The 26687-nt window shown below is 67.5% G+C and carries 21 protein-coding genes; 13 read left to right on the top strand and 8 right to left on the bottom strand.

Annotated elements, in window-relative coordinates:
* Positions 1–94 precede the first annotated feature (94 nt).
* The 4 genes from topA (at position 95) to proC (ending at position 5354) form a co-directional block, all read left to right on the top strand.
* Positions 95–2821 (top strand): type I DNA topoisomerase, encoded by a 2727-nt coding sequence (topA, locus tag FBY33_RS01610; RefSeq protein WP_142029001.1) that lies wholly within the window; start codon positions 95–97, stop codon positions 2819–2821.
* Positions 2822–2873: 52 nt separating this feature from the next.
* Positions 2874–3293 carry an SseB family protein gene (locus FBY33_RS01605; RefSeq protein ID WP_056328622.1) on the top strand — a complete coding sequence of 140 codons (420 nt, stop codon included), beginning with the start codon at positions 2874–2876 and terminating at the stop codon, positions 3291–3293.
* A gap of 7 nt (positions 3294–3300) precedes the next feature.
* A complete protein-coding gene (locus FBY33_RS01600; RefSeq protein ID WP_142029000.1) occupies positions 3301–4290 on the top strand; it encodes a Ppx/GppA phosphatase family protein in 990 nt (329 codons plus the stop codon).
* 230 nt (positions 4291–4520) lie between these two features.
* The gene (proC, locus tag FBY33_RS01595; RefSeq protein ID WP_142028999.1) at positions 4521–5354 is read left to right on the top strand and encodes a pyrroline-5-carboxylate reductase; all 834 of its coding nucleotides are present in this window, start codon (positions 4521–4523) and stop codon (positions 5352–5354) included.
* Here proC and FBY33_RS01590 read toward each other — a convergent pair.
* Positions 5351–6037 (bottom strand): potassium channel family protein, encoded by a 687-nt coding sequence (locus FBY33_RS01590; protein WP_056328631.1) that lies wholly within the window; start codon positions 6035–6037, stop codon positions 5351–5353. The two genes, proC and FBY33_RS01590, sit on opposite strands and share 4 nt — an antisense overlap.
* Complete coding sequence (locus FBY33_RS01585) at positions 6030–7463, bottom strand: TrkH family potassium uptake protein (protein ID WP_142028998.1); 1434 nt, start codon at positions 7461–7463, stop codon at positions 6030–6032. Before FBY33_RS01585 ends, FBY33_RS01590 begins: the two co-directional genes overlap by 8 nt.
* A gap of 103 nt (positions 7464–7566) precedes the next feature.
* Here FBY33_RS01585 and FBY33_RS01580 point away from each other — a divergent pair, with 103 nt between their 5' ends.
* Together FBY33_RS01580 and FBY33_RS01575 are read left to right on the top strand one after the other, a co-directional pair.
* Complete coding sequence (locus FBY33_RS01580; RefSeq protein WP_142028997.1) at positions 7567–8778, top strand: acetoin utilization protein AcuC; 1212 nt, start codon at positions 7567–7569, stop codon at positions 8776–8778.
* A 60-nt stretch (positions 8779–8838) separates the two neighbouring features.
* Positions 8839–9480 carry an ArsR/SmtB family transcription factor gene (locus tag FBY33_RS01575; protein WP_142028996.1) on the top strand — a complete coding sequence of 214 codons (642 nt, stop codon included), beginning with the start codon at positions 8839–8841 and terminating at the stop codon, positions 9478–9480.
* Between the two features lie 3 nt (positions 9481–9483).
* On the opposite strand, the gene FBY33_RS01570 is transcribed toward FBY33_RS01575, so the two are convergent.
* A complete protein-coding gene (locus FBY33_RS01570) occupies positions 9484–10821 on the bottom strand; it encodes an alpha-hydroxy acid oxidase (protein ID WP_142028995.1) in 1338 nt (445 codons plus the stop codon).
* A gap of 66 nt (positions 10822–10887) precedes the next feature.
* Between FBY33_RS01570 and FBY33_RS01565 the strand changes: the two genes are divergently transcribed.
* A complete protein-coding gene (locus FBY33_RS01565) occupies positions 10888–11601 on the top strand; it encodes a FadR/GntR family transcriptional regulator (RefSeq protein ID WP_142028994.1) in 714 nt (237 codons plus the stop codon).
* A gap of 25 nt (positions 11602–11626) precedes the next feature.
* Here the strand turns inward: FBY33_RS01565 and FBY33_RS01560 are convergent, their stop codons facing one another.
* Positions 11627–14125, bottom strand: a complete 2499-nt coding sequence (locus FBY33_RS01560; RefSeq protein WP_142028993.1) for a beta-glucosidase family protein — start codon at positions 14123–14125, stop codon at positions 11627–11629.
* A complete protein-coding gene (locus tag FBY33_RS01555; protein WP_235010305.1) occupies positions 14126–15433 on the bottom strand; it encodes an MFS transporter in 1308 nt (435 codons plus the stop codon). It lies immediately after the preceding gene.
* 109 nt (positions 15434–15542) lie between these two features.
* Between FBY33_RS01555 and FBY33_RS01550 the strand changes: the two genes are divergently transcribed.
* Positions 15543–16133 (top strand): TetR/AcrR family transcriptional regulator, encoded by a 591-nt coding sequence (locus tag FBY33_RS01550; protein ID WP_142028992.1) that lies wholly within the window; start codon positions 15543–15545, stop codon positions 16131–16133.
* Between the two features lie 6 nt (positions 16134–16139).
* Here FBY33_RS01550 and FBY33_RS01545 read toward each other — a convergent pair whose 3' ends face one another.
* Positions 16140–17174, bottom strand: coding sequence for a LacI family DNA-binding transcriptional regulator (locus FBY33_RS01545; protein ID WP_142028991.1), 1035 nt, complete (start codon positions 17172–17174; stop codon positions 16140–16142).
* Between the two features lie 355 nt (positions 17175–17529).
* On the opposite strand from FBY33_RS01545, the gene FBY33_RS01540 reads away from it, so the two are divergent.
* From FBY33_RS01540 to FBY33_RS01520, 5 genes are read left to right on the top strand one after another with little or no spacing between them, the layout of a single operon-like run.
* Positions 17530–18960, top strand: coding sequence for a Gfo/Idh/MocA family protein (locus FBY33_RS01540; RefSeq protein WP_142028990.1), 1431 nt, complete (start codon positions 17530–17532; stop codon positions 18958–18960).
* A 10-nt stretch (positions 18961–18970) separates the two neighbouring features.
* Positions 18971–19933: an NAD-dependent epimerase/dehydratase family protein gene (locus FBY33_RS01535; protein WP_142028989.1), complete on the top strand. Its 963-nt coding sequence runs from the start codon at positions 18971–18973 to the stop codon at positions 19931–19933.
* Entirely contained in the window at positions 19930–20835 is a 906-nt protein-coding gene (locus tag FBY33_RS01530; protein WP_142028988.1) for a 5-dehydro-4-deoxyglucarate dehydratase, read from the top strand. The genes FBY33_RS01535 and FBY33_RS01530 overlap by 4 nt, the downstream gene beginning before the upstream one ends.
* Complete coding sequence (locus FBY33_RS01525; protein ID WP_142028987.1) at positions 20835–21938, top strand: mandelate racemase/muconate lactonizing enzyme family protein; 1104 nt, start codon at positions 20835–20837, stop codon at positions 21936–21938. The genes FBY33_RS01530 and FBY33_RS01525 overlap by 1 nt, the downstream gene beginning before the upstream one ends.
* A gap of 33 nt (positions 21939–21971) precedes the next feature.
* The gene (locus FBY33_RS01520) at positions 21972–23423 is read left to right on the top strand and encodes an aldehyde dehydrogenase (NADP(+)) (RefSeq protein WP_142028986.1); all 1452 of its coding nucleotides are present in this window, start codon (positions 21972–21974) and stop codon (positions 23421–23423) included.
* A gap of 75 nt (positions 23424–23498) precedes the next feature.
* On the opposite strand, the gene FBY33_RS01515 is transcribed toward FBY33_RS01520, so the two are convergent.
* Positions 23499–24614 (bottom strand): M24 family metallopeptidase, encoded by a 1116-nt coding sequence (locus FBY33_RS01515; RefSeq protein ID WP_142028985.1) that lies wholly within the window; start codon positions 24612–24614, stop codon positions 23499–23501.
* Positions 24611–26656 carry a DUF6807 family protein gene (locus FBY33_RS01510; RefSeq protein ID WP_142028984.1) on the bottom strand — a complete coding sequence of 682 codons (2046 nt, stop codon included), beginning with the start codon at positions 26654–26656 and terminating at the stop codon, positions 24611–24613. Before FBY33_RS01510 ends, FBY33_RS01515 begins: the two co-directional genes overlap by 4 nt.
* Positions 26657–26687: the final 31 nt, after the last annotated feature.

Here is a 26687-nt window from a genome sequence, read left to right as displayed (position 1 = left end):
CTTTTCCACAGGAATGCGCACGATTCCCCAAAATATGGTGAACTAGGCGGACATGGGCTCATCTGCCCCAGCAACCTTTTTCTGTAGGAGCACCGTGCCAAGCAAGGCCAAAACCGGCAAGAAACTCGTGATTGTGGAGTCTCCGGCCAAGAGCAAGACCATCGCCAAGTACCTCGGCGAGGGCTTCATCGTTGAGGCCTCCATTGGTCACATCCGCGACCTGCCGCAGCCGTCCGAACTCCCTGCCGAGCTGAAGAAGACCTCGGTGGGAAAGTTCGCCGTCGACATTGAGCACGACTTCAAGCCGTACTACGTGGTGTCCCCGGACAAGAAGAAAAAGGTGACTGAGCTCAAAGCTGCGCTCAAGGACGCCGACGAACTTTATCTCGCAACCGATGGGGACCGCGAGGGCGAAGCCATCGCGTGGCACCTGCTGGAAGTGCTCAAGCCCAAGGTCCCGGTGTACCGGATGACGTTCGGCGAAATCACCAAGGAAGCCATCCAGCGCGCCATGGGCAACCTGCGCGACGTGGACCAGGACCTGGTGGACGCCCAGGAAACCCGCCGCGTCCTGGACCGCCTCTACGGATACGAAATCTCACCGGTGCTGTGGCGCAAGGTGGCCCGGGGCCTGTCCGCCGGCCGCGTGCAGTCCGTGGTCACCCGCATGGTGGTGGACCGCGAACGCGAGCGCATGGCCTTCAAGGCAGCCTCCTACTGGGACCTGACCGGACAGTTCGGTGCCGATACCGGCTCGTTCAAGGCAAAGCTTGCCGCCGTTGACGGCGCCAAGGTGGCCACCGGCCGCGACTTCAACGACAACGGCGAACTCACGTCCCGGAACGTGGCCCACCTCAACGAGGAACTGGCAACGTCGCTGGCGGCCGGGCTGCAGGATGCTTCATTCACCGTCCGGTCGGTGGACACCAAGCCGTACACCCGGCGTCCGGCGGCGCCTTTCACCACCTCCACGCTGCAGCAGGAGGCGGGGCGCAAGCTGCGTTTCTCGTCCAAGAGCACCATGCAGATCGCCCAGCGGCTGTATGAAAACGGCTACATCACCTATATGCGTACGGACTCCTCCTCCTTGAGCGACGAGGCCGTCACGGCTGCCCGCCGCCAGGCCTCTGAGCTGTACGGCCCCGAGTACATCCCTCAGTCACCGCGTGTGTACACCGGCAAGGCCGCCAACGCCCAGGAAGCCCACGAGGCCATCCGCCCCGCCGGTGACTCCTTCCGCACGCCGGCGCAGGTCGCAAAGCAGCTGTCCGGCGACGAATTCCGGCTCTACGAGCTCATCTGGAAGCGGACGGTCGCCTCCCAGATGGGCGATGCCAAGGGTTCGACGGCGACCATCCGGCTGGGTGCCGTGGCGTCAGACGGGCGGGACGCCGAGTTCTCCGCGTCCGGTACCGTGATCACGTTCCCCGGCTTCCTCGCCGCCTACGAGGAGGGCAAGGATGAGACGCGCGGCGACGACGACTCCGACGAAGCGCGCCGCCTGCCCAACGTGGCCAAGGGCGACTCCCTCACGGCCGTGGACATCCTGGCGGTGGGCCACGAAACCTCGCCGCCGCCGCGCTACACGGAAGCGTCCCTGACCGCGGAACTGGAAAAGAAGGGCATCGGCCGCCCCTCCACCTACGCCTCCACCATCTCCACCATCCAGGACCGCGGCTACGTCCGGAAGCAGGGTTCCGCGCTGGTGCCCAGCTGGATCGCCTTCTCGGTCATCCGGCTCCTGGAGCAGCACTTCTCCGACTACGTGGATTACGAGTTCACCGCCGACATGGAAGGCGACCTGGACAAGATCGCCAACGGCCAGGAAGCCGGCGCGTCCTGGCTGCGGCACTTCTACTTCGGCGAGGACTCGGACCCCGGCCTGCTGAGCATCGTCAACAACCTGGGCGAGATCGACGCCCGGGAAATCAACTCGATCCCCATCACCGACGACATCACCCTGCGGGTGGGCAAGTTCGGCCCGTACCTGGAAAGTTCCGCCGCCACTGTTGACCCGAAGACCGGTGAGATCGTCGAATCGGCCCGCGCCAACGTGCCCGAGGACCTGGCTCCCGACGAACTGACGGCAGCCAAGGCCATCGAACTGATGGAGACGGCGGCGCCGGAGGAACGCGTCCTCGGCACCGACCCCCACACGGGGCACACCGTCGTGGCCAAGAACGGCCGGTACGGCGCCTACGTCACCGAGATCATCCCCGAGATGACGGAGGAAGAACTGGCCAGGCAGCCGGTGGAGTACTACAAGAACGGCAAGCCCAAGCCGCCCAAGAAGCCGGTCAAGGCCAAGCCGCGCACCGGATCGCTCTTCAAGTCCATGACTGTCGAGTCGGTCACCCTGGACGAGGCACTGCAGCTCATGAGCCTGCCCCGCGCCCTGGGTGAGGACGCCGAAGGCAACCTCATCACCGTGCAGAACGGCCGGTTCGGCCCGTACCTGAAGAAGGGGACGGACTCCCGGTCCATCGGCTCCGAAGAGGAGATCTTCACCATCACCCTGGAGCAGGCACTGGAGATCTACTCCCAGCCCAAGCAGCGCGGCGCCCGTGCATCTGTGCCGCCGCTGGCCGAGTTCGGCCCGGATCCCGTGTCCGAGAAGAACATCGTGGTGAAGGAAGGCCGCTTCGGGCCCTATATTACGGACGGCATCACCAACATCACGGTTCCCCGCGCCACTTCCCTGGAGGAGCTCACGCGGGAGCAGGCCGTGGAGTTGCTGGCCGAGAAACGCGCCAAGGGCCCCGTCAAGCGGACTGCCACCCGCAAGGCGCCGGCCAAGAAGAAGGCAACAGCCAAGAAATAGCGCCGTGGCCGGCGCGTTTGCGCCGGCCACCGGATCGTGATCGGGTAGTCGTATGACTGAACAGCCTGCGCACACGGACCTCCAGCCGCTCAACGACCTCGAAGAGAAGCTTGCCACCGGCGGACAGCCTGACGCGAACCCTGTGGACGTCATCCTGTCGTTCCTGAACAGCGAGGTGTACATCATCAGTTCGGACACGGTGGAGGGCATGGACTCCCAGGTGGAGCCCCTGGTTCTTGCCAACGCCGACGGCGATCCCGTCCTCGCCGTTTTCTCACACCCGAGCAGGGTGGACCAGCAGTACCTGGAAGCTGCACCCAATGTGCTGGGCACGCAGGGCGCAGCCATCATCGCCAACCTTGGCGATGAACTCGGCATGGTGATCAACCCCGGCGCTGCCTACGGTTTCGAAATCAATCCGGAAGGCGTGGCCAACATCCGGCGCGACTTCAAGCGCGCTGACGAGCAATAATGTCCCCATGCGTCTAGGCGTCCTCGATATTGGTTCCAATACTGTCCATCTGCTCCTGGTGGATGCCCATCCCGGCGCGCAGCCGGTCCCTTTCGCGTCCCACAAGCGGCCGCTGTCCCTGGTCCAGTACCTTGAGCCGGATGGCAGCATCAGCGACGAGGGCCAGCACGAGCTGACCGAGTTCGTGCTGGAAGCATGGGAATTCGCTGCCCGGCACAAGGCCGAGGACCTGCTGGCTTTCTGTACGTCCGCCATCCGCGAGGCCACCAACGGCCCCGCAGTGCTGGCCCGGGTCAAGCACGAAACCACGGTGACCCTCCAGGAACTCACGGGCAGCGAAGAAGCCTCCATGACGTTCTTCGCGGTGCGGCGCTGGCACGGCTGGGGCGCCGGGCCCATCCTGAACCTGGACATCGGCGGCGGTTCCTTTGAAATGGCTTTCGGACAGGACGAGCTTCCCGAGGTGGCCACCTCCGTGCCACTTGGTGCCAGCCGCCTCACCCGGGACTGGCTCGCCGAGGATCCGCCGTCGGCAAAGAGCGTCAAGGAACTGCGCCGCTACATCAGGGCCACGCTCAAGCCCGCCGTCCGTGAATTCGATGGCCTGGGCCGGGCGAATGTCGTGGCCGGCACCTCCAAGACGTTCCGGTCACTGGCCCGGATCGCCGGCGCCGCCCCCAGTGCTGAAGGTCCGTACGTTAAACGGGAACTGCACGCCTCGGACCTGGGCATCTGGACCCAGCGGATCTCGGCCATGAGCTCGGAGGACAGGCTGCATCTTCCCGGCGTCTCCGAGGCACGGGCGCATCAGCTCCTGGCCGGAGCGCTGGTGGCCGAGGCCGCCTTGGAGATGTTCAAGTTCAAGAAGCTCCGCATCTGCCCGTGGGCACTGCGTGAGGGCCTGATTCTCCGCCGCCTGGACCAGCTGGTATTTTCCGGTCCGCTGGAGCCCGCACCGCATGTGGCCGCTTCCCGCTCCGTGGAAGCCGCGGTTTAACCGACCCGGCAGCGCCTGATCCTTTAAAAGCGGAAGCACCGGGGCGGGCAACAGGAAAATGGGGGAAAACCTGTTGCCGCGCCACCGGTGCCCTGGCAGGCATCCCCATGCCTGCCGCATCACTCGCACCCTCAATGAGGTAATAACTACGTTAGGACCCCAAGTTGTGTGCTGCCTGCGCCCAACATGGGAGTTGCCTGTGAATGCGTGCGAACTGCAATGATGGAGGCATGAGCAACCGAATCGCATTCCTTGGCTGTGGATCCATGAACGAGGCCATTCTTGGCGGCCTGCTGGAGGCGGGAACCGATCCGGCCGATGTGGTGGCCACGGTCCGCCGGGCCGTCCGTGCCTCGGAACTGGCCGAGCGCTACCACGGGATCACGGCGATTGCCGGTGAGGAAGAGCCTGACAACAACAGGCAGGCCACCAAGGGAGCCGCCGTCGTCATCCTTGGCGTAAAGCCCGTGGGCATCGCGGACCTGGCCCGGGAAATCAGCCCCGCCCTTTCGCCCGACACTGTGGTGGTCAGCGTGGCCGCCGCCGTCTCCATCGCCCAGCTGGAGGCTGCCCTGCCTCCCGGGCAGCCGGTGATCAGGACCATGCCCAACACGCCGGCAAAATTGGGGCGCGGCGTCGTGTCCGTCTCGCCCGGAACCCACTGCACCCCCGAGCAGCTCCAGAAGGTCAAGGAGATTCTGAAGGGGGCCGGGACCGTTGTGGAGATCCCTGAGGAGCAGGTGGATGCGCTCTCCGCGATCAGCGGGTCCGGCCCGGCCTACGCGTTCTACCTGGCCGAGGCCATGGCATCTGCCGGGGAGGAACTGGGCCTGGACCGGGAGCTGTCACTGCTGCTGGCCCGCGAAACGGTGGCCGGTGCCGGCCTCATGCTCGCCGAGCCCGGAGCAGACCCCACCGCGCTCCGCCGGGCCGTGACCAGCCCCAACGGAACCACCGAACGCGCCATTGCCACATTCGACGAGCAGGGCATCCCTGCCATCATCGCCGCAGGGGCCCGCGCCGCAGCCAACCGGGCAGCGGAGATCACCAAACAGCTGGGTTAAGGGCGCGCGGCGAACCGTTCCAGCAGGTCCACGTGGCCGGAGACGATCAGCATGTCGCGGGAGGACACCTTGGTCTCGGGCCGGGCGTAGGTGAAGTCCTCGCCCGGGGACTTCACGCCCACAATGGTCACGCCGTATTTGGACCGGACCTTTGACTCGTCCAGGGTGAACCCCACCGTTTCGCGCGGCGGGTACATCTTCACGATGGCAAAGTCGTCGTCGAACTCGATGAAGTCCAGCATGCGCCCGGACACCAGGTGCGCGGCGCGGACCCCGGCGTCGGCTTCCGGGTAGATCACGTGGTTGGCGCCGATCCGGGTCAGGATCTTGCCGTGCGACGGGGTGATGGCCTTGACCCACAGGTGCTCGATGCCGAGGTCCACCAGGTTGACGGTGATCAGCACGGAGGACTCGATGGAGGTGCCCACACCCACCACGGCGGAGCTGAACTCCTGGGCGCCGAGCTGGCGGAGCGCATCGATGTTGGTGGCATCGGCCTCCACCACGTGGGTCAGGAGGGGCGCCCATTTCTGCACCAGGTTCCGGTCCCGTTCGATCGCCAGGACTTCCCGGCCCTGCTTCACCAGCTGCTCGGCCGTGGATGATCCGAACCGGCCCAGCCCGATGACCAGTACCGGAGCGTTGTGGGCGGGGCGCCGGGCGGCGTCTGTGGAACTAGCCAATGATCGGCCTCTCTTCGGGGTAGTGGTACAACTGGCTGCGCTGGCGCAGGGCCAGGGCAGCGGCGAGGGTAACGGTCCCCACGCGGCCCGCGAACATCAGCACTGTGAGGACGTAGACGCCGGCCGGCGGCACCTCGGCGCTCAGGTTGGTGCTGAGTCCCACCGTGGCGAATGCGGAGATGGTTTCGAACAGTACGCGGTCCAGCGACTGGCCGCTGATGTGCAGCAACAGGAAAGCCGACACGGACACCAGGGTGGCGCCGGCGACGATCACGGAGATGGCCACCCGCATGCTGCCCTGCGGGATGGTCCTGCCGTAGACCTTGACGTCGGCGTCGCCGCGGGCTTCGGCGATGATGGCCAGGAACATCACGGCGATGGTGGTCACCTTGATGCCGCCGGCCGTGGAGGCGGAACCGCCGCCGGCGAACATCAGGGCGTCGGTCAGCAGCATGGTGGTGGAATCCATCAGGTTCTGGTCCACCAGGTTGAACCCGCCTGAACGCATCATCACGGACGCGAAAAGGGCGTGCGTGATCTTGTCGCCCACACTCATGGAGCCGATGGTCCGGGCGTTGTCCCACTCCATCAGCGCCCAGAGGAAGGTGCCCGCCGCCAGGAGGATCAGGGAAACCTGGATCGTGAGCTTGGTGTGGAGGTTCCACTTCTTCCAGTTCAGGCCGTTCTGCTGCAGGACCATCACCACGGGGAAGCCCAGGCTGCCCATGAAGACTCCCACCATGAGGGGGATGAGGATCCAGAGGTCCGTCTCGTAGGGGACGATGCCGTCCGAGTGGGGCGTGAAGCCGGCGTTGTTGAACGACGAGATGCCGTAGAAGACGCCGTGCCAGACCGACTGCCAGAACGGCTCACCCAGGGTCAGGAACCGGGGGATCAATGCGAGCGCCAGGATACCCTCGATGACCACGGATGTGGTGATGACGATCCGCAGCAGGGTGCCGACCTCACCCAGGCGGCCGGCGTTGTTCATGGACTCCGCCGCGATGATCTTGCCCCGGACACCCAGCCGCTTGCTCACCATCAGTGCCAGCAACGACGCCAGGGTCAGGGTGCCCAGGCCGCCAATGAAGATGCCCACCAGGATCACCAGCTGGCCAAAGAAGGACCAGTGGACCGCCGTCGACACCACCGTGAGTCCCGTAACGCATACCGCCGACACCGCTGTGAACAGCGCCTGGTGGACGGGGGTGGGGGTTCCGTCAGCTGAGGAGACCGGCAGGGACAGGAGGAACGTGAATACCGTGCAGACGGCGGCGAACGCCGTCAGCGCCAGCCGGGCGGGGGTGGTGTTGGCGATGTCGTCAATGAAGTCCCGCAGCCGCGTCAGGACCCAGAGGCCCTCCCGCTCCTGGGCCGGGGGGTGCCAGGCGGCCGGTGTCCGGGGCCTCGACTGGCTCTGCGTCATGTGTGGCTTTTCCTCGGTTGAAACGGCTTCCCCCAGTAGTAAACCACTAAAGCCCGCGTCATGGCCGGTGGGCGGCAGCGCGGGCTCGGGTAGCCTGTGATTGATGACATACCTGCCCGGCCTCAGCCAGCCCGCGCCGCCAACGATGGTGGCGTGGAGTCCTGACATGACAGCCTACAACTTTGGTCCGGGCCATCCCATGGCGCCGGAACGGATGGACCTCACGGCCCGCCTGGCCCGCAGCCTGGGGCTCTTCGACCTGGACCATGTTGATGTTGCAGCTCCGGATGTGGCCTCTGACGCTGAGCTGCAGTCCGTTCACTCGGCAGATTACGTTGCGGCGGTCCGCCGGGTCAGTGCTGACCCCTCCCAGCCGGACGAGTCCCGGGGGCTGGGTACTGAGGATGATCCCGCGTTTGCCGGCATGCATGAGGCTGCGGCGCGCCTGGCCGGGGGATCCCTGCTGGCCGCCACCCAGGTGCTGGAGGGGTCGGCCGTCCACGCCGTCAACTTCGGCGGCGGCATGCATCACGCGGCCAGGGACCGCGCCAGCGGATTCTGCATCTACAACGACGCCGCCGTTGCGGTGCAGAAGCTGCTCGACGGCGGGCTGCGCAAGGTGGCCTATATCGACGTTGACGCCCACCACGGGGACGGCACCCAGAACATCTTCTGGGACGATCCCCGGGTCCTCACGCTCTCGCTGCACGAAACGGGGCTGACCCTCTTTCCGGGGACCGGGTTCGCCAACGAAATCGGTGGGCCTGCGGCTGAAGGCACCGCGGTGAATGTCGCCCTGCCCGCAGGTACCGGGGACTCCGGGTGGCTGCGCGCCTTCTATGCCGTGGTGCCGCAACTGGTGGGCGCCTTCGAGCCCGAGGTCATCGTGAGCCAGCATGGCTGCGATTCGCACCGGAGCGATCCCCTGACGCACCTCAATCTCAGCGTGGACGGACAGCGCGAGGCAGCGAACGCCGTCGGGCATCTTGCCGAACGCTACTGCGGCGGACGGTGGATCGCCACCGGCGGCGGGGGCTACAGCGTGCTGGACGTGGTGCCGCGGGCCTGGACCCACCTGGTGGCCATCGCGGCCGGCCGGCCCGTGCCGCTGCGAACGCCCGTGCCCGGGGACTGGCGGCGGTACGTGGCGGAGAAGTTCGGCAGGGACGCTCCGGCCCTGATGGGGGACGACGTGGAGCTGTGGTGGCGGTCCTGGGAAGTGGGCTTCGACCCCAATGACGCTGTGGACCGCACCGTCATGGCAACCCGCAAGGCCGTGTTCCCGCTGCACGGGCTGGACCCTTGGTTCGACTAGGTTTCCGGGCGGCCGAAATAGTGGATGCCTTTCGAGGCATATGTCGCTAGGGTGGGAGGCATGGTGACAGACGACGTATTTGCCGTCATAGCGGAATCCACCCGGCGGGACATCCTGGTGGCCCTTAGGGCAGGAGACAAGGCCGTGGGGGAGTTGGTGGAGGAACTGGCTGCCAGCCAGCCCACTATTTCCAAGCACCTGAAAGTCCTCCGTGAGGCACAGCTGGTCAGCATGCGCGCGCAGGGCCAGAAGCGGTACTACGCCTTAAACCGGGGGCCGCTGGAGGGCATCGCCAGCTGGCTGGAGACGTTCGACGTCGGCCCTGGCGCCAAAGCCGCCGCGTCACCGGCCGGCCCTGATCTGACAGTCCCGGACCAGGCGGTCCCCGCTCCGGCAGTCGCCGCCCACCTGAAGGAAGGCGTCGCAGCCGCAGCCCCCTCCCTGCCCCACGCGGCCGGCCCGTCCGCCGCCGAAAGGCCTGCCGCGCCGCGGACGGCCCGGGAGGAAGCCCCGGCGCCCGTCCTGGTGCGGGAGGGCGCCGAGCTGAGCCCCGCCGTCGTGATTCCCGGCGGCACGGCCGCCCCGTTGAGTGACGACAGCGTCCCGCAGCAAATCGGGCGCACGGTTGGCCGCGCCGCCACGAAGGCGGCGGACCTGCTGGCCAACCTCCCCAACCTGCCGAAATTCGGGCGGAAAAAGTAGGGCTTACTTCGCCAGCAGGCGCACGTGGTCCGGGGTCAGGTCCGAGACCTTGCTGACGCCCAGCAGTGCCATGGTCCGCGCCATGTCCTTCTCCAGGATCTGGAGGGTGCGGTCCACGCCGGCCCGTCCGCCGGCCATCAGCCCGTACAGGTAGGCGCGGCCGATCAGCGTGAAATCGGCGCCGAGGGCCAGCGCCGCCACGATGTCCGCGCCGCTCATGATGCCGGTGTCCAGCATGATGGCGGCATTGCTGTTGTCCGCAGTGAAGGCCTGCTTGACTTCGGGGAGCAGGTGGAAGGGGATGGGCGCCCGGTCCAGCTGGCGGCCGCCGTGGTTGGACAGGACCACGCCGTCGGCGCCATGGTCAACCACGCGGCGGGCATCCTCCACGGTCTGGATGCCCTTGACCACCAGCTTGCCTTTCCAGGTTTTGCGCAGCCAGTCCAGGTCCTCGAAGGTGAGGGTGGGATCGAACATGGAGTTGATGAGGTCCGCCACCGTGCCGGTGTAGCGGGACAGCGACGCGAAGGTGAGCGGTTCGTGCGTGAGGAAGTTGAACCACCAGGCGGGGCGGTAGGACGCGTCCAGCACGGTCTTGAGGGTCAATGCCGGCGGGATGGTCATGCCGTTGCGGACGTCGCGGAGGCGGGCGCCGGCCACAGCGGTGTCCACGGTGACCATGAGGGTGTCGTTGCCGGCCTTGGCGGCGCGTTCGATCAGTTCCAGCGAGCGGTCGCGGTCCGTCCACAGGTACAGCTGGAACCAGTTGCGGCCGCTGGGTGCGGCGGCCGCGACGTCCTCGATGGAGGCGGTGCCCATGGTGGAGAGGGTGTAGGGGATGCCGGCCGCCTCGGCCGCCTGGGAACCCGCGTACTCGCCTTCGGACTGCATCATCCGGGTGAAGCCCGTGGGGGCAATGCCCACGGGGAGCCGGGACGGCTTGCCCAGGATCTCGGTGCTGAGGTCAATGGCGGAGACGTTCCGAAGGATGCCCGGCCGGAACTCGATGTCCAGGAAGGCCTGGCGGGCGCGGCGGAGGGTGATTTCCTCTTCTGCAGCGCCATCGGTGTAGTCGAATGGTGCCTGCGGAGTGCGGCGCTTGGCGATGTCGCGCAGCTCCCAGATGGTGCTGGCCCGCTTCAGCCGGGCCTCCCTGCTGAACTCCGGCTTCTTGAACTGCATCAGCGGCGCAAGGTCAGAGTATTTGGGAACGCGGCGCTTCAGTGCGGCCGGCAGGGCGGACGACGACGGAGCCCCGGCGGGTGCCGGCGCTGCGGGGATGTCAGTGGTGTCCGGCGCCGGGGTAGTCTCCGGGTTGTTGGGCTGGATGGTGTGGGTCATGGTTCCTCCTGTGGTCCAACCACACTCTAGGTGATGTGGTCCAACCACATCAAGTAGCATGGGGCCATGCGCACCCACCAGCTGGTCCTGTCCTGGATCGAGGACCAACTCTCCGCAGGCCGGTTGGCCGTGGGCGGCAGGCTGCCGGCGGAGCGCACGCTGGCCGAACAGCTAAAGGTTTCCCGCACGTCGGTCCGCGAGGCCATCCGGATCCTCGAGGCAATGGGAGTGGTCCGGGCCGGCGTGGGGTCCGGGCCGGAGTCCGGGACGGTCGTGATTTCGGACCCCACGTCCGCACTGGGATCTGCCCTTCGGCTGCACGTGGCCACCCAGCACCTGCCTGTAGCGGACATCGTGGAAACGCGGGTCCTGCTGGAGTCGTGGGCTGCGGCGAAAGCGCCCCGGGACGCGCCCGAACTCGCTGATGCGGCTGCCCTCCTGGAGGCCATGGATGTCCCGGAAGGCCTGTCAGTCAGGGACTTCCTGGCCCTTGACGTCCGGTTCCACCTGGCCCTGGCCAACGCCGCCGGCAACACAGTGGTCAGCGCCATGATGGGGTCGCTCCGGGAAGCCATCCAGGGTTATGCGGCCGAACTGACGGCCAACCTGCCGGACTGGGAAACCACGGCTTCGCGCTTGCGCACTGAACACCACGCCATCCTCGCCGCCGTCAGGAATGGTGACGGCGGCCGGGCCGCAGAACTGGTGGCGGCCCACATTGGGGGATTCTACAAAGAGGCCGGGCTGGGCTCCGATGCGACGGAGCCCGCCCGGCCGTAGTGCGGCGGCAGGCCGGACAGTGGTGTTAGCGCAACTCGATCTCCAGCGCCTGGAAATCGTCTGCTGAGTGGCGGCCCACCAGAATCCGGAACGTCCCCCGCTCCAGCTGCCACCCGTCGTCGTAATGGCCGAATGACCTGGCGGGGATGCGTACCGCCACATTGTCCGCGCCACCCGGGGCCAGATGTGTACCGGAGTAACCTGCGAGCCAACGAATGGGGCGGTCCACTGCGGAATCGCGCCGCTCCAGGTAAACCTGCACCACCTCGCGGCCGGACCGGGTCCCGGTATTCCGCACCGGAACGTGCACCACCACGTCGTTGCCCGCCGGGATGGTCTGGGGGGCGTGGGCGGTGCCCAGTTCGAAGGTGGTGTAGCCCAGGCCGAAGCCGAAGGGCAGGGCAGGGGCGGCGCCGCCTTCGGCCTCCTGCTTGAGCCAGGCACGGTAGCCCACGTGGATACCCTCCGTGTACACCAGCTTGCCGTCCACGGGCGTGGTGTTCAGCACCGGCACGTCCGCCAGCGCTGCCGGCCAGGTTGTGGGCAGGCGCCCGCCCGGCTCCTCGGCACCCAGCAGGATGTCCGCGATGGCCCGCCCGAACTCCTGGCCGCCGAACCAGCCGAGCAGGACCGCTCCCACCTTGTCGAGCCACGGCATCAGGACCGGCGAACCGGAGTTCACCACGACGATGGTCCGCGGGTTCGCTGCGGCCACGGCCTCCACCAGCTGGTTCTGCCAACCGGGCAGGTCAAGGTCCTTGCGGTCGAACCCCTCGGATTCGATGGCGGCGCTGGTTCCCACGACAACGACCGCCACGTCAGCGGCCCGGGCGGCTTCCACCGCGGCGTCGATCTCTGCCTGCGGATCCGACACCACGGTTTCTTCGCCGAGCAGGATGGCCGTGAAGGGAATGGCCTGCTGCTTGGGCAGCTCGTAGACGGCCTCAATCCTGACCCGCTCCCCCGTAGTGGTTTCCACGGGGTGGACCGTCTTGGGCGGGTCGAAAAGGGCGGCACCGAGTACGTCGGTCTCGTCCTCGATCTCGCCGTTGAACACCTCGTCGCCCTTGAGCGACAGACGGATCTTTCCCACTGTGCCCACGCCCAGGTGGTGGATGCCGGCCGTCGGGGCCGTCCAGTCGGCTTCCATCCGGATGGCGGCGGCGCCCTCCGGGATACCAACGCCGAACCAGATCAGGTGGGACGCCAGCCGGTCCTCACCCGAGATGTCCGAGCCGTCCTCCGCCAGGAAGGTCACCCGCATGCCGGGGACGCCTGACACTGGATTGTGCAGCGAGGTGCGCGAGAAGGCCTGCAGGCCTTCGGCAACTTTTGCGCCGCGGGTGTAGCTCACGCTCACGCTTTCCGGCAGCGCCTCGCGCAGGCCCTCCAGCGGTGAAACGGTGTACTTGGGCATGACGGTGGCGCTGCCGCCGCCCTGCGTGCGCGCCTCCTCGGCGTTGTGCCCGCTGACGGCGACACTGGCCAGCGCTGCCGGCTTCAGCGGCAGGAGTCCGTCCTTGTTGCGGACCAGCACGGCGCCGCGGACTGCCACTTCACGCGCGACGGCGGCGGCGTTGAGGGGTGCTGGAAGTTCCGTGACGGCCGGGGCGACGCCTTCGAGTGAGCCCACTCGGGCCGCGAGCCGGAGGATCCGGATGACTTTCTCGAGGATCGCCTCCCTGCTGACCCGGCCGTCATTGACGGCTGCCAGAAGCTTGGGGCCCCAGTGGCCTGCCGGGCCCGGCATCTCCAGGTCCTGGTGCGCATTGGCCGCCTCCACCGAGCGGACGGCAGTCCAGTCCGAAACGACCACTCCGTCGAAGCCCCATTCGGTGGAGAGCGGCTTCTTGAGCAGTTCGTTTTCGGTGGCCGTGGTGCCGTTGATGGAGTTGTAGGAGCTCATTACCAACCAGGCGCGTGCCTCGGTGATGGCGTCCTCGAAGGCGGCCAGGTAAAGCTCGCGGAGCGGGCGCTCGTCCACAACGGAATCAGCAGTAAAACGGTCCGTCTCTGCCTCGTTGGCGAGGTAGTGCTTTGGGGTTGCGCCCACCCCCATCGACTGGACGCCGGCCACGTAGCCTGCCGCCAGGGTGGCCGTGAGGCGGGGGTCCTCGCTCATGCACTCGAAGTGCCGGCCGCCCAGCGGAGAGCGGTGCAGGTTGATGGTGGGGCCGAGGACGGCATGGACGCCCTTGCGCCGTGCCTCCTGTCCGAGGACTTGGCCGTAGCGGCGTGCGGTGTCGACGCTCCAGGTTGCAGAGAGTGCGGACGACGACGGCAGCGAGACGGAGTCGTGCCGCTCGTCGAAGTCTTCGCCTCGGACGCCCGAGGGGCCGTCCGAGAGGACCACGCGTGACAGTCCAATCGAGGGCAGGCTGTGCGTGGCCCACACGTCTGCACCCGTCAGGAGCTGGACCTGCTCTTCGAGGGTGAGGCTTTCGGCAAGTTCCCGGATACGGGCCTCTGCATCGGGCGAACCGGCGGCAGGCGCCGTCACGGCCGGGGAAAGGGTGGGGCTCATTTATTTGACTCCTTTGATGCGGGTAACGAGGACGGCGCCGATGATGCCGACGACTGCCCCGCCGATGAAGAGGGCGGGATATCCGCCGAGGGTGATGACAGGGAACGCCAGTGCGGGGACAAGTGACTGCGGCAGGGCCTGGGCGATGTTGAAGACGCCGAAGGTCTTGGCGTTTTCGCTCTGGCTGCCCGGCAGGAGGTCGGCGATGAGGGCGACGTCCACGGCTCCGAAGCAGCCGAGGCCCAGGCCGGCAATTGCCTGTCCCACCAGGACCTGGTCCGTGGTGCTGCTGGTGGCGATGACCACCAGGCCGGCCATCATGATGATGGCGGACGCGATGACCATGCCTTTGCGCTTGCCGATCCGATCGCTGATCCAGCCGCCGGCGAGGCTGGTGACCACGGTCCCAAGGGAGCTGACCAGCGTGGCCTGGAAGACCAGTGAGGCTACGTCCGTTTCCGCGACGTGAAGGTGGTCGGCGAAGAAGTAGGGCAGGTAGAGCAGGCCTGCACAGTAGCCGATGTAGACCAGGAATTTCGTGAACCAGGCCCAGGCCAGGCCGGGATAGGTGCGGGGGTTGAAGTAGAAGGAGCCCGCGATTTCCTTGAGGTTCAGCGGCGCCGGCTTCTCGGTGAGGACGCGGTCCTTGAAGGTGAAGGCGAAGGCGATGGCAAGTGCAGTGCCCACGGCTCCCGGGACTACCGCCATCTGGAAGGCGTTGTCAAAGAGTTGGGCGAAGTAGGCGGCGGCCACAAGACCAATGGGGAGTGTCATCCCGATCAGTCCGGACAGGCGTCCGCGTTCCGCAGGTGACGCCTGGTCCGGAAGGGTGGCAACCAGTGCGGCCAGCGCTGCGTTGAAGCTGAGCTGGGCGAGGACCCAGGCCACCATCACGCCTGCTACGTCGGTGGCTGTCCCGAGCAGGACCAGCGAACCCATCCCCACGAGGGAGCCGCCCACGATCCAGGGCTTGCGCATGCCGAACCTGAATGTGGTGCGGTCGCTCAGCCGCCCGAAGAAGGGGTTGGCCAGCAGTGCGATCAGGGCGCCGACGCCGGCCACAAGGCTGAGTGCCCCGGCCCGGGTCTCCGGGGTAGTGATTTCCGAGACCTTGATGGCCAGTACCACCAAGGCGGGCGCCAGGACGGCCATCCAGAGGCCTGCACTGGCGATCGGCATGCCGATGACGTACGCGCGTGGTGTTTTGGTGGGGATCCCCGGGGCGGGAACGGATGAAACGGTGATGCTGGAAGAAGTCCCGGGCGCTGTCAGCCCTGCGGAATCCTCGGTATTGGTGGTGACGGCCACGTTGCCTCCTGACAGAAAGTGACCCTCCGTTGGGTCCTGCAGACGATGGTACCCATAAAAACCGAGTGTGACTAGGTTTTTCTTTCGGGCCGTGAAATACACTGTCTTGGTGCCTTCATCAAAGCCGCGCGGCCAGTACGCAAAAGGAGCGGAACGCCGCGAACAGATCATCCAGACAGCAACGGACGTTTTCGCAACGGAAGGTTTCGAGGGCACGGCCCTCAAGCGGGTGGCTGAGCTGGTGGGCGTGAAGGAAGCCACCCTTTTCCATTACTTTCGGGGCAAGCAGGAATTGCTGACGGCGGTGCTGGCCGAAAGGGACCGGCGCAGCCTCGCGGCGATGGGGGCGGACCAGGCAGGGTTGGCGCTGATGGTGCGCTCCGCAGAGCGGAATCGCCGTGAACCCGGGCTCACCACCCTGTATGCCGTGGCGTCGGCCACTGCCAATGACCCCGAGCATGACTCCCACGGGTACTTCAAGGACCGCTATGCCGAGGTGGTTGACGTGCTGGCAACAGATATCGAGCGCCGCCAGTCAGCCGGGGAGGCGCGCTCCGACCTGCCGGCGGCCGACTTGGCGCGGCTGGTGGTGGCGGTTTCTGACGGCCTGCAGCTTCAGTGGCTCTACGACAAGGACGTGGATGTGGCAGACGGACTGCGCGGGTTTATCGATGTGCTCCTGGCGCCCCCGCCGGCCTAGGCAGTGTCAGCCGTGCACCGTGCTGCGCGGCGCCTTGGCCGGCCCTGTGCTGGCCCGGACTTCCAGCCGCGGCTGGTAGCGGCTGTCGGGGGTTTCATGGCCTTCCTTCCGGATCAGCGCCCGGAGCTGGTGCCAGGCCTGTTCGCCCAGTTCGGTGATGGGGACCGCGGCCGTGGTGAGGGCAGGCGTCGTGTACCTGGCGAAAGGGATGTCGTCGAAGCCGGTCACGGAAATGTCCCCGGGCACATCCAGGCCGCGCTCATGCAGGCCGCTCATGAGGCCCATCGCCACCAGGTCATTAAAGGCCAGGATGCCCGTGGCCCCGCTGTGCAGGACGGCATCCACTGCTCCGTGCCCGGTGTCGAAGTCGGAGCCGCCCTCCAGCATGGTCACCTCCACCTCGGGGTGGGCGGCCTTGAACGTCTCCAGGCCCTTGAGCCGCATCTCATTGGAGGCGCTGCCGGGCGGTCCCGCAAGGAAAGCCAGGCGGGTATGGCCCAGTTCCACCAGGTGCCCCGCGATGTCCTGGACGCCCTGGCCGTAGTCCACCACCAGGCTGGGCACATTCGGCGCGGCGGTGGTGCGGTTGATCAGCACCACCGGGTGCAGGGAGGGTGCAATCTCCTCCAGTTCCGCGTCCGACATGCGCGGGGCGCACAGGACCAGCCCGTCACACCGCCGCCGCGCCTCACCCGCAAGGATTGACTCCTCGCTGGATACTTCGAACGAGTCCGCGATGAGCACGCGGTAACCGTCCTGGGCGGCAGCCCTGCTCAGGCCGCGGAGGATCGCCTGGAAGGTGGGGTTGGCCAGGTCCGGCACCACAATGCCGATGGTGTCCGTTTTGCCCAGGGCCAGGCTGCGGCCCACCGGGTTGGGCTGGTACTTCAACTCGACTGCGGCTGCCCGGACCCGGGCGGCAATGTCCGGGTCCACGGTGAAGTTTCCGTTCATGACACGCGAAACGGTGGCATGGGAAACTCCCGCCTTCACGGCGACATCCGCGATGCCGATCCGGCCGCTTGCCGATTTCCTGGCCATAGGGAACCCTTCTTTTGCGCCATCCGTCCGCGCTGCCACCGAACCCTTGGTGTTCGGCAGCCGCCCGGGATGGCAGGTGCTTTGAAAGACAGCATATACGGGAGCAGGAAAGCGATTTCTACGCTTTTCCCGCCTGTTTTCCCGCGCCGATGGCGAAGAGCCGGGCAGAAGCCTCAGAAAACGCTTTCCTTCAAGCTGGAAAATGGTTGACGGATCGCCCGGCGGGTTGATACAACTTCTATAGATAGATGAGAAAACGCTTTCTCACGTTTCCCCATCCGGTACAGCAAAGTGCCGCCGCCGATCACACAGCCGCCGTTCCCACCGCCGGTTTTGAGTTTTTGAAAGGGACCCCATGGTCAACACAGCCGAGACGACGCCGGCCGCAGCTGCTTCCCCGGACACCATTTCGCAGGTCACCAGCCCCAATGGCGGGAAGGCACGGGTCGCCCTGATCGGCACTGGCGGGCGGTCCGAGATGTACATCCGCGCCATCTTCGGCAAGCACGCCGATACTGCCGAGCTCGTGGCGTTCTCCGACGTGAACCCCGGACGCGTTGAGTTTTACCAGAAGCTCATCCAGGAACTCGGTGCGCCGGGACCGGTGGCATCGTTTGATCCCGCGGACCTGACCGCGTTCATCCAGGCCAACAACATCGACCGCATCATTGTCACCACACCGGACTACACCCACGCTGACTACATCGTGGAAGGCCTTCGCGCCGGCGCGGACGTCGTCGTCGAAAAGCCCCTCACCATCGACGCCGAAGGCTGCCGCCGCATCACCCAGGCCGTCCAGGAGACCGGCCGGAACGTGGTGGTCACGTTCAACTACCGCTACTCGCCCCGCAACAGCGCGCTCAAGGAAATCATCCAGAGCGGCGTGATCGGCAAGGTCACCTCCGTCGATTTCAGCTGGGTGCTGGACACCGTCCACGGCGCGGACTACTTCCGCCGCTGGCACCGGGAGAAAAAGAACTCCGGCGGCCTGCTCATCCACAAGGCGTCGCACCACTTCGACCTGGTCAACTGGTGGATCGACGACGTCCCGGAGCGGATCTTCGCGTCCGGTGGCCTCAAGTTTTATGGCGACAAGAACGCCGCCGAGCGCGGCCTTGGCCCACGCCCGGAACGTGGAACGCCCGACGCCGATGCCCCCGCCGGCGCCAAGGACCCCTTCGCGCTTGACCTGAGGGAGGACGAGCGGCTGAAGGCCCTGTTCCTGGACAACGAACACTACGACGGCTACCGCCGCGACCAGGACGTGTTCACCGCCGGCATCACCATCGAGGACAACCTGGCCCTGGTGGTGGAATACCAGGGCGGCCCGCGCCTGAGCTACTCACTGAATGCCCACAGCCCGTGGGAAGGCTACCGGGTGGCGGTCAACGGCACCGAAGGCCGCGCCGAGCTTGAAGTGGTGGAACGCGCCGCCGTCCTGCACAGCACGGACAAGAAAACCGTCGTGGACCCGTCCGCAACCCCGGTTGAGGAAGAGGACGCCGTCCGCCGCAATGGCGAGCGCCTGGTGGTCCAGCGCCACTGGGAGGCCGCGTACGAGGTGCCGATCGTCAACGGAGAGGGCGGCCATGGCGGCGGTGACGAACTGCTCCTGTCGGATCTCTTCAACGGACCGGGCGAAGACCCCCTGGGCCGTCCGTCCGGTTACCTGGACGGGCTGCGTTCGGTGTCCGTGGGCATCGCCGGGAACCGTTCCCTGGAAACGTCCCTGCCCGTCCGGGTCGAGGACCTGGACCTCGGCGTCGACCTTCGCCGCGCCAAGTAGAGGAAAAACCATGAGCAGGATATTCGTTACCGGCGGCTCCGGCCGCCTCGGCCGCAGCGTGGTGGCGGGGCTGGCACAGGTGGGCCACGACATAGTCTCGGTGGACCGCGACGCGGTGCCCGCCGAACTCCTGCCGGCCGGCGTCGTTCAGGAAACCGCGGACCTCCTGGCGCCCGGCGAGGCACTGCGCCTCCTTCGGGCGGCAAAGCCCGACGCCGTCATCCACCTTGCGGCGATCGCGGTACCGTTCAGCGCGCCGGAGGACGTCATTTTCGGCACCAACACCCGGCTCGCCTTCGCCGTCATCAGCGCCGCAACGGAACTGGGAATCGGCAAAATCGTCACCGCCAGCAGCCCCACGGTCCTGGGCTACGGCTGCCCGGCGGGGTGGCTGCCGCCGTCGTTCCCGCTCGATGAGCGCACCCCGCCCAAGCCCTGGAACGCCTACGCACTGTCCAAGCTCATCGCCGAACAGACCGTGCAGATGTTCGCCGCGGCGCAGGGGGAGAAGATCCGGTACGCGGCGTTCCGTCCGTGCTTCGTCATCTCGCCGGAGGAATGGGAAGGCGCTCCCACCCAGCAGGGACACACCCTTGCCGAACGCCTGTCCGACCCCGCCCTCTCAGCGCCGGCGCTCTTCAACTATGTGGACGCCCGGGACGTGGCGGACTTCCTGGACCTGCTGCTGCAGAAGATGGAAGACATTCCCAACGGGGAAACCTTCTTCGTGGGCGCAGCCGATGCCCTGGCCACGGCCCCGCTTGCGGAGCTGATGCCAAAATTCCTGCCGGGAAGCGAAGCGCTCAGCGCCGGCCTCACCGGAACCAGCCCCGCGTTCTCCATCGCTAAAGCCCAGGAACTGCTGGGATGGCAGCCCAAGCGCACGTGGCGGACCGAGCTCAAGTCCTATCCAACCCTCAACGACGAGGCCTCCGCGCTGGTTACCACCGGCGGAGGCAAGGAGACATCATGAAATTCGACGGCGTACTCTTCTTCCCCGTCACCCCGTTTACAGCCGAAGGCGCTGTTGACGTGGAACTGCTCAAGGAACACATCAGCTCCCGGCTGCCCTTTGGGCCCGGCGGCGTCTTCCCCGCCTGCGGCACCGGCGAATTCCACGCCCTCAGCATCGAGGAGGTTGGCACCGTGGTGAAGGCCGCCGTCGAGGTTGTTGCCGGCCAGGTCCCCGTGGTGGCCGGCGCCGGCGGCCCCTTGGGCCACGCCCTTGCCGCCGCCCGGGCTGCTGAGGAAGCCGGCGCCGACGCGCTCCTGGTGCTGCCCCCATACCTGGTGACCGGACCCACGGACGGGCTGGTGGCCTACATCGAGGCCGTGGCCAACGCCAGCAGCCTGCCGGTCATCGTGTACCACCGTGGCAACGCAAAGTTCACCGCGGCGTCCATGGCCAAGCTTGCCGCCAACCCCAAGGTCATCGGTTTCAAGGACGGCCTGGGCGACGTGGGCCTGGCCCAGGAAATCGTCACCGCGGTCAAGGCCACCGGACGGCAGGACTTCGCCTTCTTCAACGGCCTCCTCACCGCCGAACTGACCCAAGGCGCCTACCGCGGCCTGGGCATCCCGCTGTACTCCTCGGCGGCATTCGCCATGGCCCCGGAGATCGCCAAGGCCTACTACGACGCCTACGTTGCCGGGGACGAGGACCGCCGCAACGCCCTCCTTGAGGGCTTCTATGCACCCCTGGTCCGCCTGCGCGACCAGACCCCCGGTTTCGGCGTTTCCCTGATCAAAGCCGGCCTGCGGCTGGCGGGGCTGCCGGTCGGTTCCGTCCGTCCGCCGCTGGTGGACCCCACGGAGGAACAGGTGGTGGAGCTCAAGGCCATCCTCGCCAGGGGCTACGAGCTGGCCGGCCGCTGATGAGCGCCCCCGCGGCCCAGACCATCCGCACCGTTCCACGGATCACCGGGTTGTCCACCCGGCTCCTCACCGTTCCGCTGCTCCGCAGCTGGGGGGCGGAGGCGCCGGAGAACCACGTGATTGCCACGGAAATCCAGACGGACGACGGCGGCACGGGCTTCGGTTTCTCCTGGACGCCCACCATCGGCCCCCAGGCGGTCAAGGCGCTGCTTGACTACGACATCGCCCCTGTCGTCACGGGGCTGCCCGCCACCCCCGAGGCGGTGTGGGATGCGCTGTGGAAGCGGCTGCACGAGGCCGGCGGCGGCGGGCTCACCACCATCGCCATGGCAGGCGTGGACCTGGCCCTGTGGGACCTGCAGGCCCGCTGCGCCGGAACCTCGGTCACGGGTTTGCTGGGCCAGCGGCAGGAATCCGCGGAGGTTTACGGCTCCGGCGTGAACCTGCACTACACCCTGGACGAGTTGGTGGCGCAGGTTGAACGCTGGGTTGCCGCTGGCCACCAGGCCGTGAAGATCAAGGTGGGCAAACCGGACATCCGCGAGGACCGCGAACGGGTTGCCGCCGTCCGCTCCGTCCTGGGCCCGGACCGCAGGCTCATGATCGACGCCAACCAGAGGTGGGACCTGCCCACCACTTTCCGGGCCCTCGACGTCCTGGCCGAATTCGGGCTGGAATGGCTGGAAGAACCCATCCGCGCGGATGATCTCTGGGCCTACCGCCGGCTCCGGAAGCATTCGCCGGTTCCCATCGCCCTTGGCGAAAACCTGCACACCATCTACCGGTTCCGCGATTTCATTGAGGCGGAGGCGGTGGACATCATCCAACCCAACATCATCCGGGTGGGCGGCATTACCCCGTTCCGGCGGATCGTTGAGCTGGCCCGGACCAACAGCATCAAGGTGATGCCGCACCTGCTGCCGGAACTGTCCGGGCAACTGGCCCTGACCCTGGCCGAGCCCACCATGGTGGAGGACGTTGAAGAGGCGTCCTTCGAACAGTTGGGCATCCTGGCCGGGCCGTCGCCGGTGCGGTTCAACAACAGCCGGGTGGCCCTGGCGGAGCAGGCCGGACTGGGCTTCCGTTTCCGGGACAGGCTGTAAACATCAATTCCACACGACGAACAGGTACCTGACGTGACAACTGCAACGCTTTCCCTCACCGAGCTCACCGCTGCGGCCACGGCAGCGGCCAGGATCTCGGCCGCTGCTTCCGATGCTGAGCGCGCCCGCTGGCTGAACGCGGTGGCGGACGCCCTGGACGCCAATGCTGCCGAACTGGTGGATATCGCCGATGCCGAGACCAGCCTGGGCGCCCCGCGCCTGACCGGGGAAGTGGCCCGCACCACCGGCCAGCTGCGCCTGTTCGCCCGCGTGATCACCGAGGGCTCCTATCTTGAGGCCATCATCGACCACGCGGATCCGGCCGCCACCCCGCCCCGGCCGGATCTCCGCAGGATCCTCAAGCCCATCGGCCCCGTTGCCGTTTTCTCCGCCTCCAACTTCCCGTTCGCCTTCTCGGTGGCCGGCGGGGACACCGCCTCGGCCCTCGCCGTCGGCTGCCCGGTGATCGTCAAGGCACACTCGGGCCACCTCCGCCTCTCGGAGCGCACCGGCGAAATCGTGGCCGAGGCCCTCCGGGGCGCGGGCGCACCCGACGGACTGTTCGCCCTGGTCCACGGCCGCGAACTTGGAACGGCGCTGGTGCAGGACCCTGCCATCAGGGCCGTGGGCTTCACCGGGTCCATCCCCGGCGGCCGCGCCCTGTTCGACCTTGCCACCTCCCGTCCCGACCCCATCCCCTTCTATGGGGAGCTGGGGAGCCTGAACCCCGTGGTCGTCACCGCCGCGGCACTGCAGGCCCGCTCCGCGGAACTGGCCGCCGGACTGGCCGGCTCCTTCACCCTTGGTGCGGGCCAGTTCTGCACCAAGCCGGGCCTGGTGTTCATCCCGGCGGGGACGCAGTTCGCCACGGAAGTGGCAGAGGCGAGCAAGGACAAGCCGGCCCTGGGCATGCTGACCACCCGGATCGCGGAAGCCTACCCGGACGGCCTGCGTGCCTTCGCATCAGTGGACGGCGTGGACGTGGTCAGCGGCACCGTGGAGCAGGACGCAGCGGCGGATGGCGCGGCTCCGGTGGTGTTCTCCACCACCGCCGCCAAGGTGCTGGAACGCCCCGAGCAGCTGCTGGAGGAATGCTTTGGCCCCACCACCATCCTGATCGAATACACTGACCAGGACGAACTGTCAGCTGTCCTGGCCAAGGTCCCGGGCAGCCTGACGGCCACCCTGCACGCGCAGCCGGGTGAGGACATCGCAGGCCTGGCGGAGCAGCTGTCCGGACTGGCCGGACGCGTCCTCTTCGAAGGCTGGCCAACGGGCGTTGCCGTCAACTGGGCCCAGCAGCACGGCGGCCCCTACCCGGCCACCACCTCGCTCTTCACCTCGGTGGGCGCGACGGCGGTCCGCAGGTTCCAGCGCCCCGTGGCCTACCAGGACGCCCCCGAGGCAGTGCTGCACCCGGCACTGCGCGAGGACAACCCGCTGCAGATTCCGCGCCGCGTGGACGGGGAACTGCAGCTTCCCTAAGCAGCCGCAGCAGGCAGAAGACCCCGGGACCGATCCCATCGGTCCCGGGGTCTTCTCTGTCTTTGGACGCGCTCCCTACAGCTGAAGCGTCGCTGGCCGGTCCAGCCCGTTCACGGTGGTCACGGGCCAGCGTGGGTCCACGGTGAGGACGCGAAGTCCGGATTCGGTGAGCTGCACGGTGTCTTCGATCTTGACGCCGGGGCCCGAGGGGTTCCAGGTGAAGGCCTGGTCCAGCACCACCGTGTCGGTCACCTCTGAGGTCACCCGGGGATCCCGGCCCGCGTAACCGGCGGGACCGCCCTGGTGGTGCTGTTCCCACTGGTCTGCCCCGAAACCGTGCCGCGCATAGGCTGCCTGGATCTCGGCGAAGATCCGGTCCAGCCGGGCGCCGGGAACGGTGGCGTCAAAAATGTCCGCCTCCACGGCTGCGATGCGGACCTCGGCGTCGCGCTCTTCGGGGGTGCCGGCGTCGAACCGGATCCAGCGGGTGATGTTGGCAACCAGGCCGTCGCGACGGGCACACACGACGGCCATGGCGCGGCGGCCGAGGGGGGAATGCGTGGCCAGCGGGTGCCGGAAGGTGCTGCGTGAACTGCCGTTGCACAGGAGCACCAGCGGTTCCGCGCCGGCGGCCACCACCCGGGCGGCCAGCGCAGAAACCAGCTCGAACTCCGTGGTGTCCGGGCGGGCGGCGGACAGGACATCGGTCATGATCCCGGCCAGTTCCGCGCTGAGCGCCGAATACCGGGCACTTTCAGCCGGGAGGAGCTGCTGGCGGGCGGCGCGCAACTGCGCTGCGACGTCCGCTTCGGCCAGCGGCGGCCGGGAGCCGTTCCCGACGGCGGCGGCGGCCTGGTGCAGGTTCCCGTACCAGGGCACCGTGTGCAGGTTGACTCCGCCGGGCAGCTCCTCGGCGGCGATCCTGCCGGCTTCGTTGTTGAACGTGACCAGGTGGTCGCCCTCGCGGTCCACCAGCAGGGCGGCGATGGGATCACCGGCCAGGCTGATGTGCACGCGGCTGCCGTCCAGGTACCAAGTCAGGGCGGTGTTGGTGGTGAGCAGCAGGGAGTCCTGCCCGGCCCCGTCCAGGATGTCCAGGACGCGCCGGCGCTTGATGGCCCGGTCCGTCCTTGATCCGGGCGCCAGGCGCGCTTCCCGACGGGACACGGCTGAGGTGGTTGTTTGGGTCATGACGGCTCCCCCTGCTGGTTGATCAGATCTTCGATGTCGGTTGTGGACAGGGTTCCGTCGGCCACAAAAACGGTGATGCTCCGCCGCACCGGGCTGCCCGGCCGGGCAATGACGGGGGTGTCCCACGCCAGTGACTGGCCCACGCCCGGGTAGCCGTCCACCCGGACGAACCAGGGATCGGTTGAGTCCTGCGGGGCGACGAACACCAAGGTGGCGGGGCCGCCGTCGAACTTTCCTGACCAGGCGAGCCAGCGCGTGACGCTGCCGTGGGTCTGTGATTCGCCTGCGCCGGCGGGGGTCCAGACTGCGGCGTCCCCGCAGTGGGGCAGGCGCCAGAAGAAGCCGCCGTACCCGCCCTCGAAGCGCCCGTTCGATCCCGGGCTGCCCAGGCTGACCGGCCTGTCACCCGCGGGGGACAGCGCAAAATCGAGGGACAGCCGCCAGATGGAGGGCGCGACGCCGGTCCACGCCCACGAGCGTTCCTCCACAAGGATGGGGGTACCGTCCGGGCCATTCCAGCTGAGGTTCTCCTGGAGCCGGCCCTCGCGGCCGTCCACGGCGTCATTCTGTTCGGCCATGGTGCCGGTGCTGACGATGCTGCCGTGGTCCGGGCGCCAGACGTACTGCCCGGCCTCGCGGGTATAGGTGCGGCCGCCCCAAAAATTCACTCCGTCCACGTCCTGAAGTGCCACTCCAACGCCCAGGTGCCACACGTGGTCCAGCGGCTGGTGGTCCGTCACGACGGCTCCGGCAAGGGTCCGGACCGGGTGCAGGTAGGGGCGCGGGGAGGAGGCGGCGCGGATGTGGCTGCCGTCGCGGTAGTCCGCCACATGGTGGCCGTCTACGGTGAACGTGCGGCCGGGCGGCAGGGCGCGGGCCCAGGGGGCGCCGAGCTCGGCGAAGGTTGCCTGCGCTTTGACGGCGCGGGCCATCAGGTCGGTGATGCCCTGGACCACGGGATGCGCGTCGTCGCCCCCGCCCTCCCACGAGATGTACTGTGCGCCGGTCGGGACCGGCGCGGGAGAGGTGCGGATCGCTTCCAGCACGGCGGTGAACGCGCCGGTGTCCTCCAGCGCGCAGAGCAGGGGAGCCCCGGTGGCCCGGGCCTCGAGCAGGTTCTCCAGCAGGTCCGTGCGCGCGTAGGCCTCCCGGCGCTCGCCGTCGGGAGTGGTGATGACCACCTCGTCCCGGGTGTAGGAGAGGGTGATGTCGCCCAGGGTTCCGTGCACGGCGACGGTGGGGTCCAGCTGTTCGGGGGCGCAGAGCGTGAGGGGGCACAGTAGCGTGGTTCCCTGGGCAGTGCGGACCCGGAGCACGGAGGTGTCGTCGCTTTCGGTCTGGTTGGCCCGGTACAGGTCCGTTTCCACGGAGGCGACGTCGGCGAGGGTCCGCGCGCCGGCCAGGGACAGGCCCGTGGCAACGGCGTGGGCCAGGGCGTTCGTTGCAACACCGTCCACCACATCCACGCCATCCAGGCTGCGCTTTCCGGCCCAGCGTGAGCGCTTGAAATATGCCTGGGTGCGGAGCCACTGGCCGGTGGCGCTGATGCCCAGGACGGTGCCGATCTCCCCGGCGGCCACCGCGTCCCTGATGGCGGGCAGGGCGTGGGACCCAAGGCTCTGGAAACCCACCTGGACCAGGCGGCGCTTGTCCCGGGCCATGGCCAGGACCTGCTCGAACTGGGCCAGGGACGCCACGGGCGGTTTTTCCACGTAGACGTCCATCCCCGCGGCCAGGGCGGCGATTGCCAGCGGGGCATGCGTCTGGATGGGGGTGGCAATAATGACGACGTCGACACCCGGCTGGGCGGCCAGCAGTCCGTCCAGGTGCGGGAAGACGGCCACCGAAGCGGCCAGGCTGCCGGGCTGCGGCGGGTTGGGATCGGCGACGGCCACCAGTTCCAGGGCGCCCGCCTGTTCAAGCCGGGACAGGTTGGCAAGGTGCCGCTCGCCGAAGCCATGCACGCCCACCAGGGCCACCCTCGGGATGGCGGTCGGAGCGGTCTGCTGGTGCGTGGATTCCGCCGAATGCTGTGTGGTCACGTGGGTCCTTGGGAGCAGTTGTAAGACGTGG

The organism is Arthrobacter sp. SLBN-112 (genome assembly GCF_006715225.1).
Lineage (GTDB): Bacteria > Actinomycetota > Actinomycetes > Actinomycetales > Micrococcaceae > Arthrobacter.
The sequence above is the reverse complement of the archived record's forward strand: the minus strand, read 5'-3'. Positions and strand labels throughout refer to the sequence as shown.

What these genes read in the sequence shown, in the direction of transcription:
- FBY33_RS01605 (WP_056328622.1), top strand. Translation starts at nt 2,874, where the DNA reads ATGACTGAACAGCCTGCGCACACGGACCTCCAGCCGCTCAACGACCTC.
- FBY33_RS01600 (WP_142029000.1), top strand. Translation starts at nt 3,301, where the DNA reads ATGCGTCTAGGCGTCCTCGATATTGGTTCCAATACTGTCCATCTGCTC.
- proC (WP_142028999.1), top strand. Translation starts at nt 4,521, where the DNA reads ATGAGCAACCGAATCGCATTCCTTGGCTGTGGATCCATGAACGAGGCC.
- FBY33_RS01585 (WP_142028998.1), bottom strand. Translation starts at nt 7,463, where the DNA reads ATGACGCAGAGCCAGTCGAGGCCCCGGACACCGGCCGCCTGGCACCCC.
- FBY33_RS01580 (WP_142028997.1), top strand. Translation starts at nt 7,567, where the DNA reads ATGACATACCTGCCCGGCCTCAGCCAGCCCGCGCCGCCAACGATGGTG.
- FBY33_RS01575 (WP_142028996.1), top strand. Translation starts at nt 8,839, where the DNA reads ATGGTGACAGACGACGTATTTGCCGTCATAGCGGAATCCACCCGGCGG.
- FBY33_RS01570 (WP_142028995.1), bottom strand. Translation starts at nt 10,821, where the DNA reads ATGACCCACACCATCCAGCCCAACAACCCGGAGACTACCCCGGCGCCG.
- FBY33_RS01565 (WP_142028994.1), top strand. Translation starts at nt 10,888, where the DNA reads ATGCGCACCCACCAGCTGGTCCTGTCCTGGATCGAGGACCAACTCTCC.
- FBY33_RS01560 (WP_142028993.1), bottom strand. Translation starts at nt 14,125, where the DNA reads ATGAGCCCCACCCTTTCCCCGGCCGTGACGGCGCCTGCCGCCGGTTCG.
- FBY33_RS01545 (WP_142028991.1), bottom strand. Translation starts at nt 17,174, where the DNA reads ATGGCCAGGAAATCGGCAAGCGGCCGGATCGGCATCGCGGATGTCGCC.
- FBY33_RS01540 (WP_142028990.1), top strand. Translation starts at nt 17,530, where the DNA reads ATGGTCAACACAGCCGAGACGACGCCGGCCGCAGCTGCTTCCCCGGAC.
- FBY33_RS01535 (WP_142028989.1), top strand. Translation starts at nt 18,971, where the DNA reads ATGAGCAGGATATTCGTTACCGGCGGCTCCGGCCGCCTCGGCCGCAGC.
- FBY33_RS01530 (WP_142028988.1), top strand. Translation starts at nt 19,930, where the DNA reads ATGAAATTCGACGGCGTACTCTTCTTCCCCGTCACCCCGTTTACAGCC.
- FBY33_RS01525 (WP_142028987.1), top strand. Translation starts at nt 20,835, where the DNA reads ATGAGCGCCCCCGCGGCCCAGACCATCCGCACCGTTCCACGGATCACC.
- FBY33_RS01515 (WP_142028985.1), bottom strand. Translation starts at nt 24,614, where the DNA reads ATGACCCAAACAACCACCTCAGCCGTGTCCCGTCGGGAAGCGCGCCTG.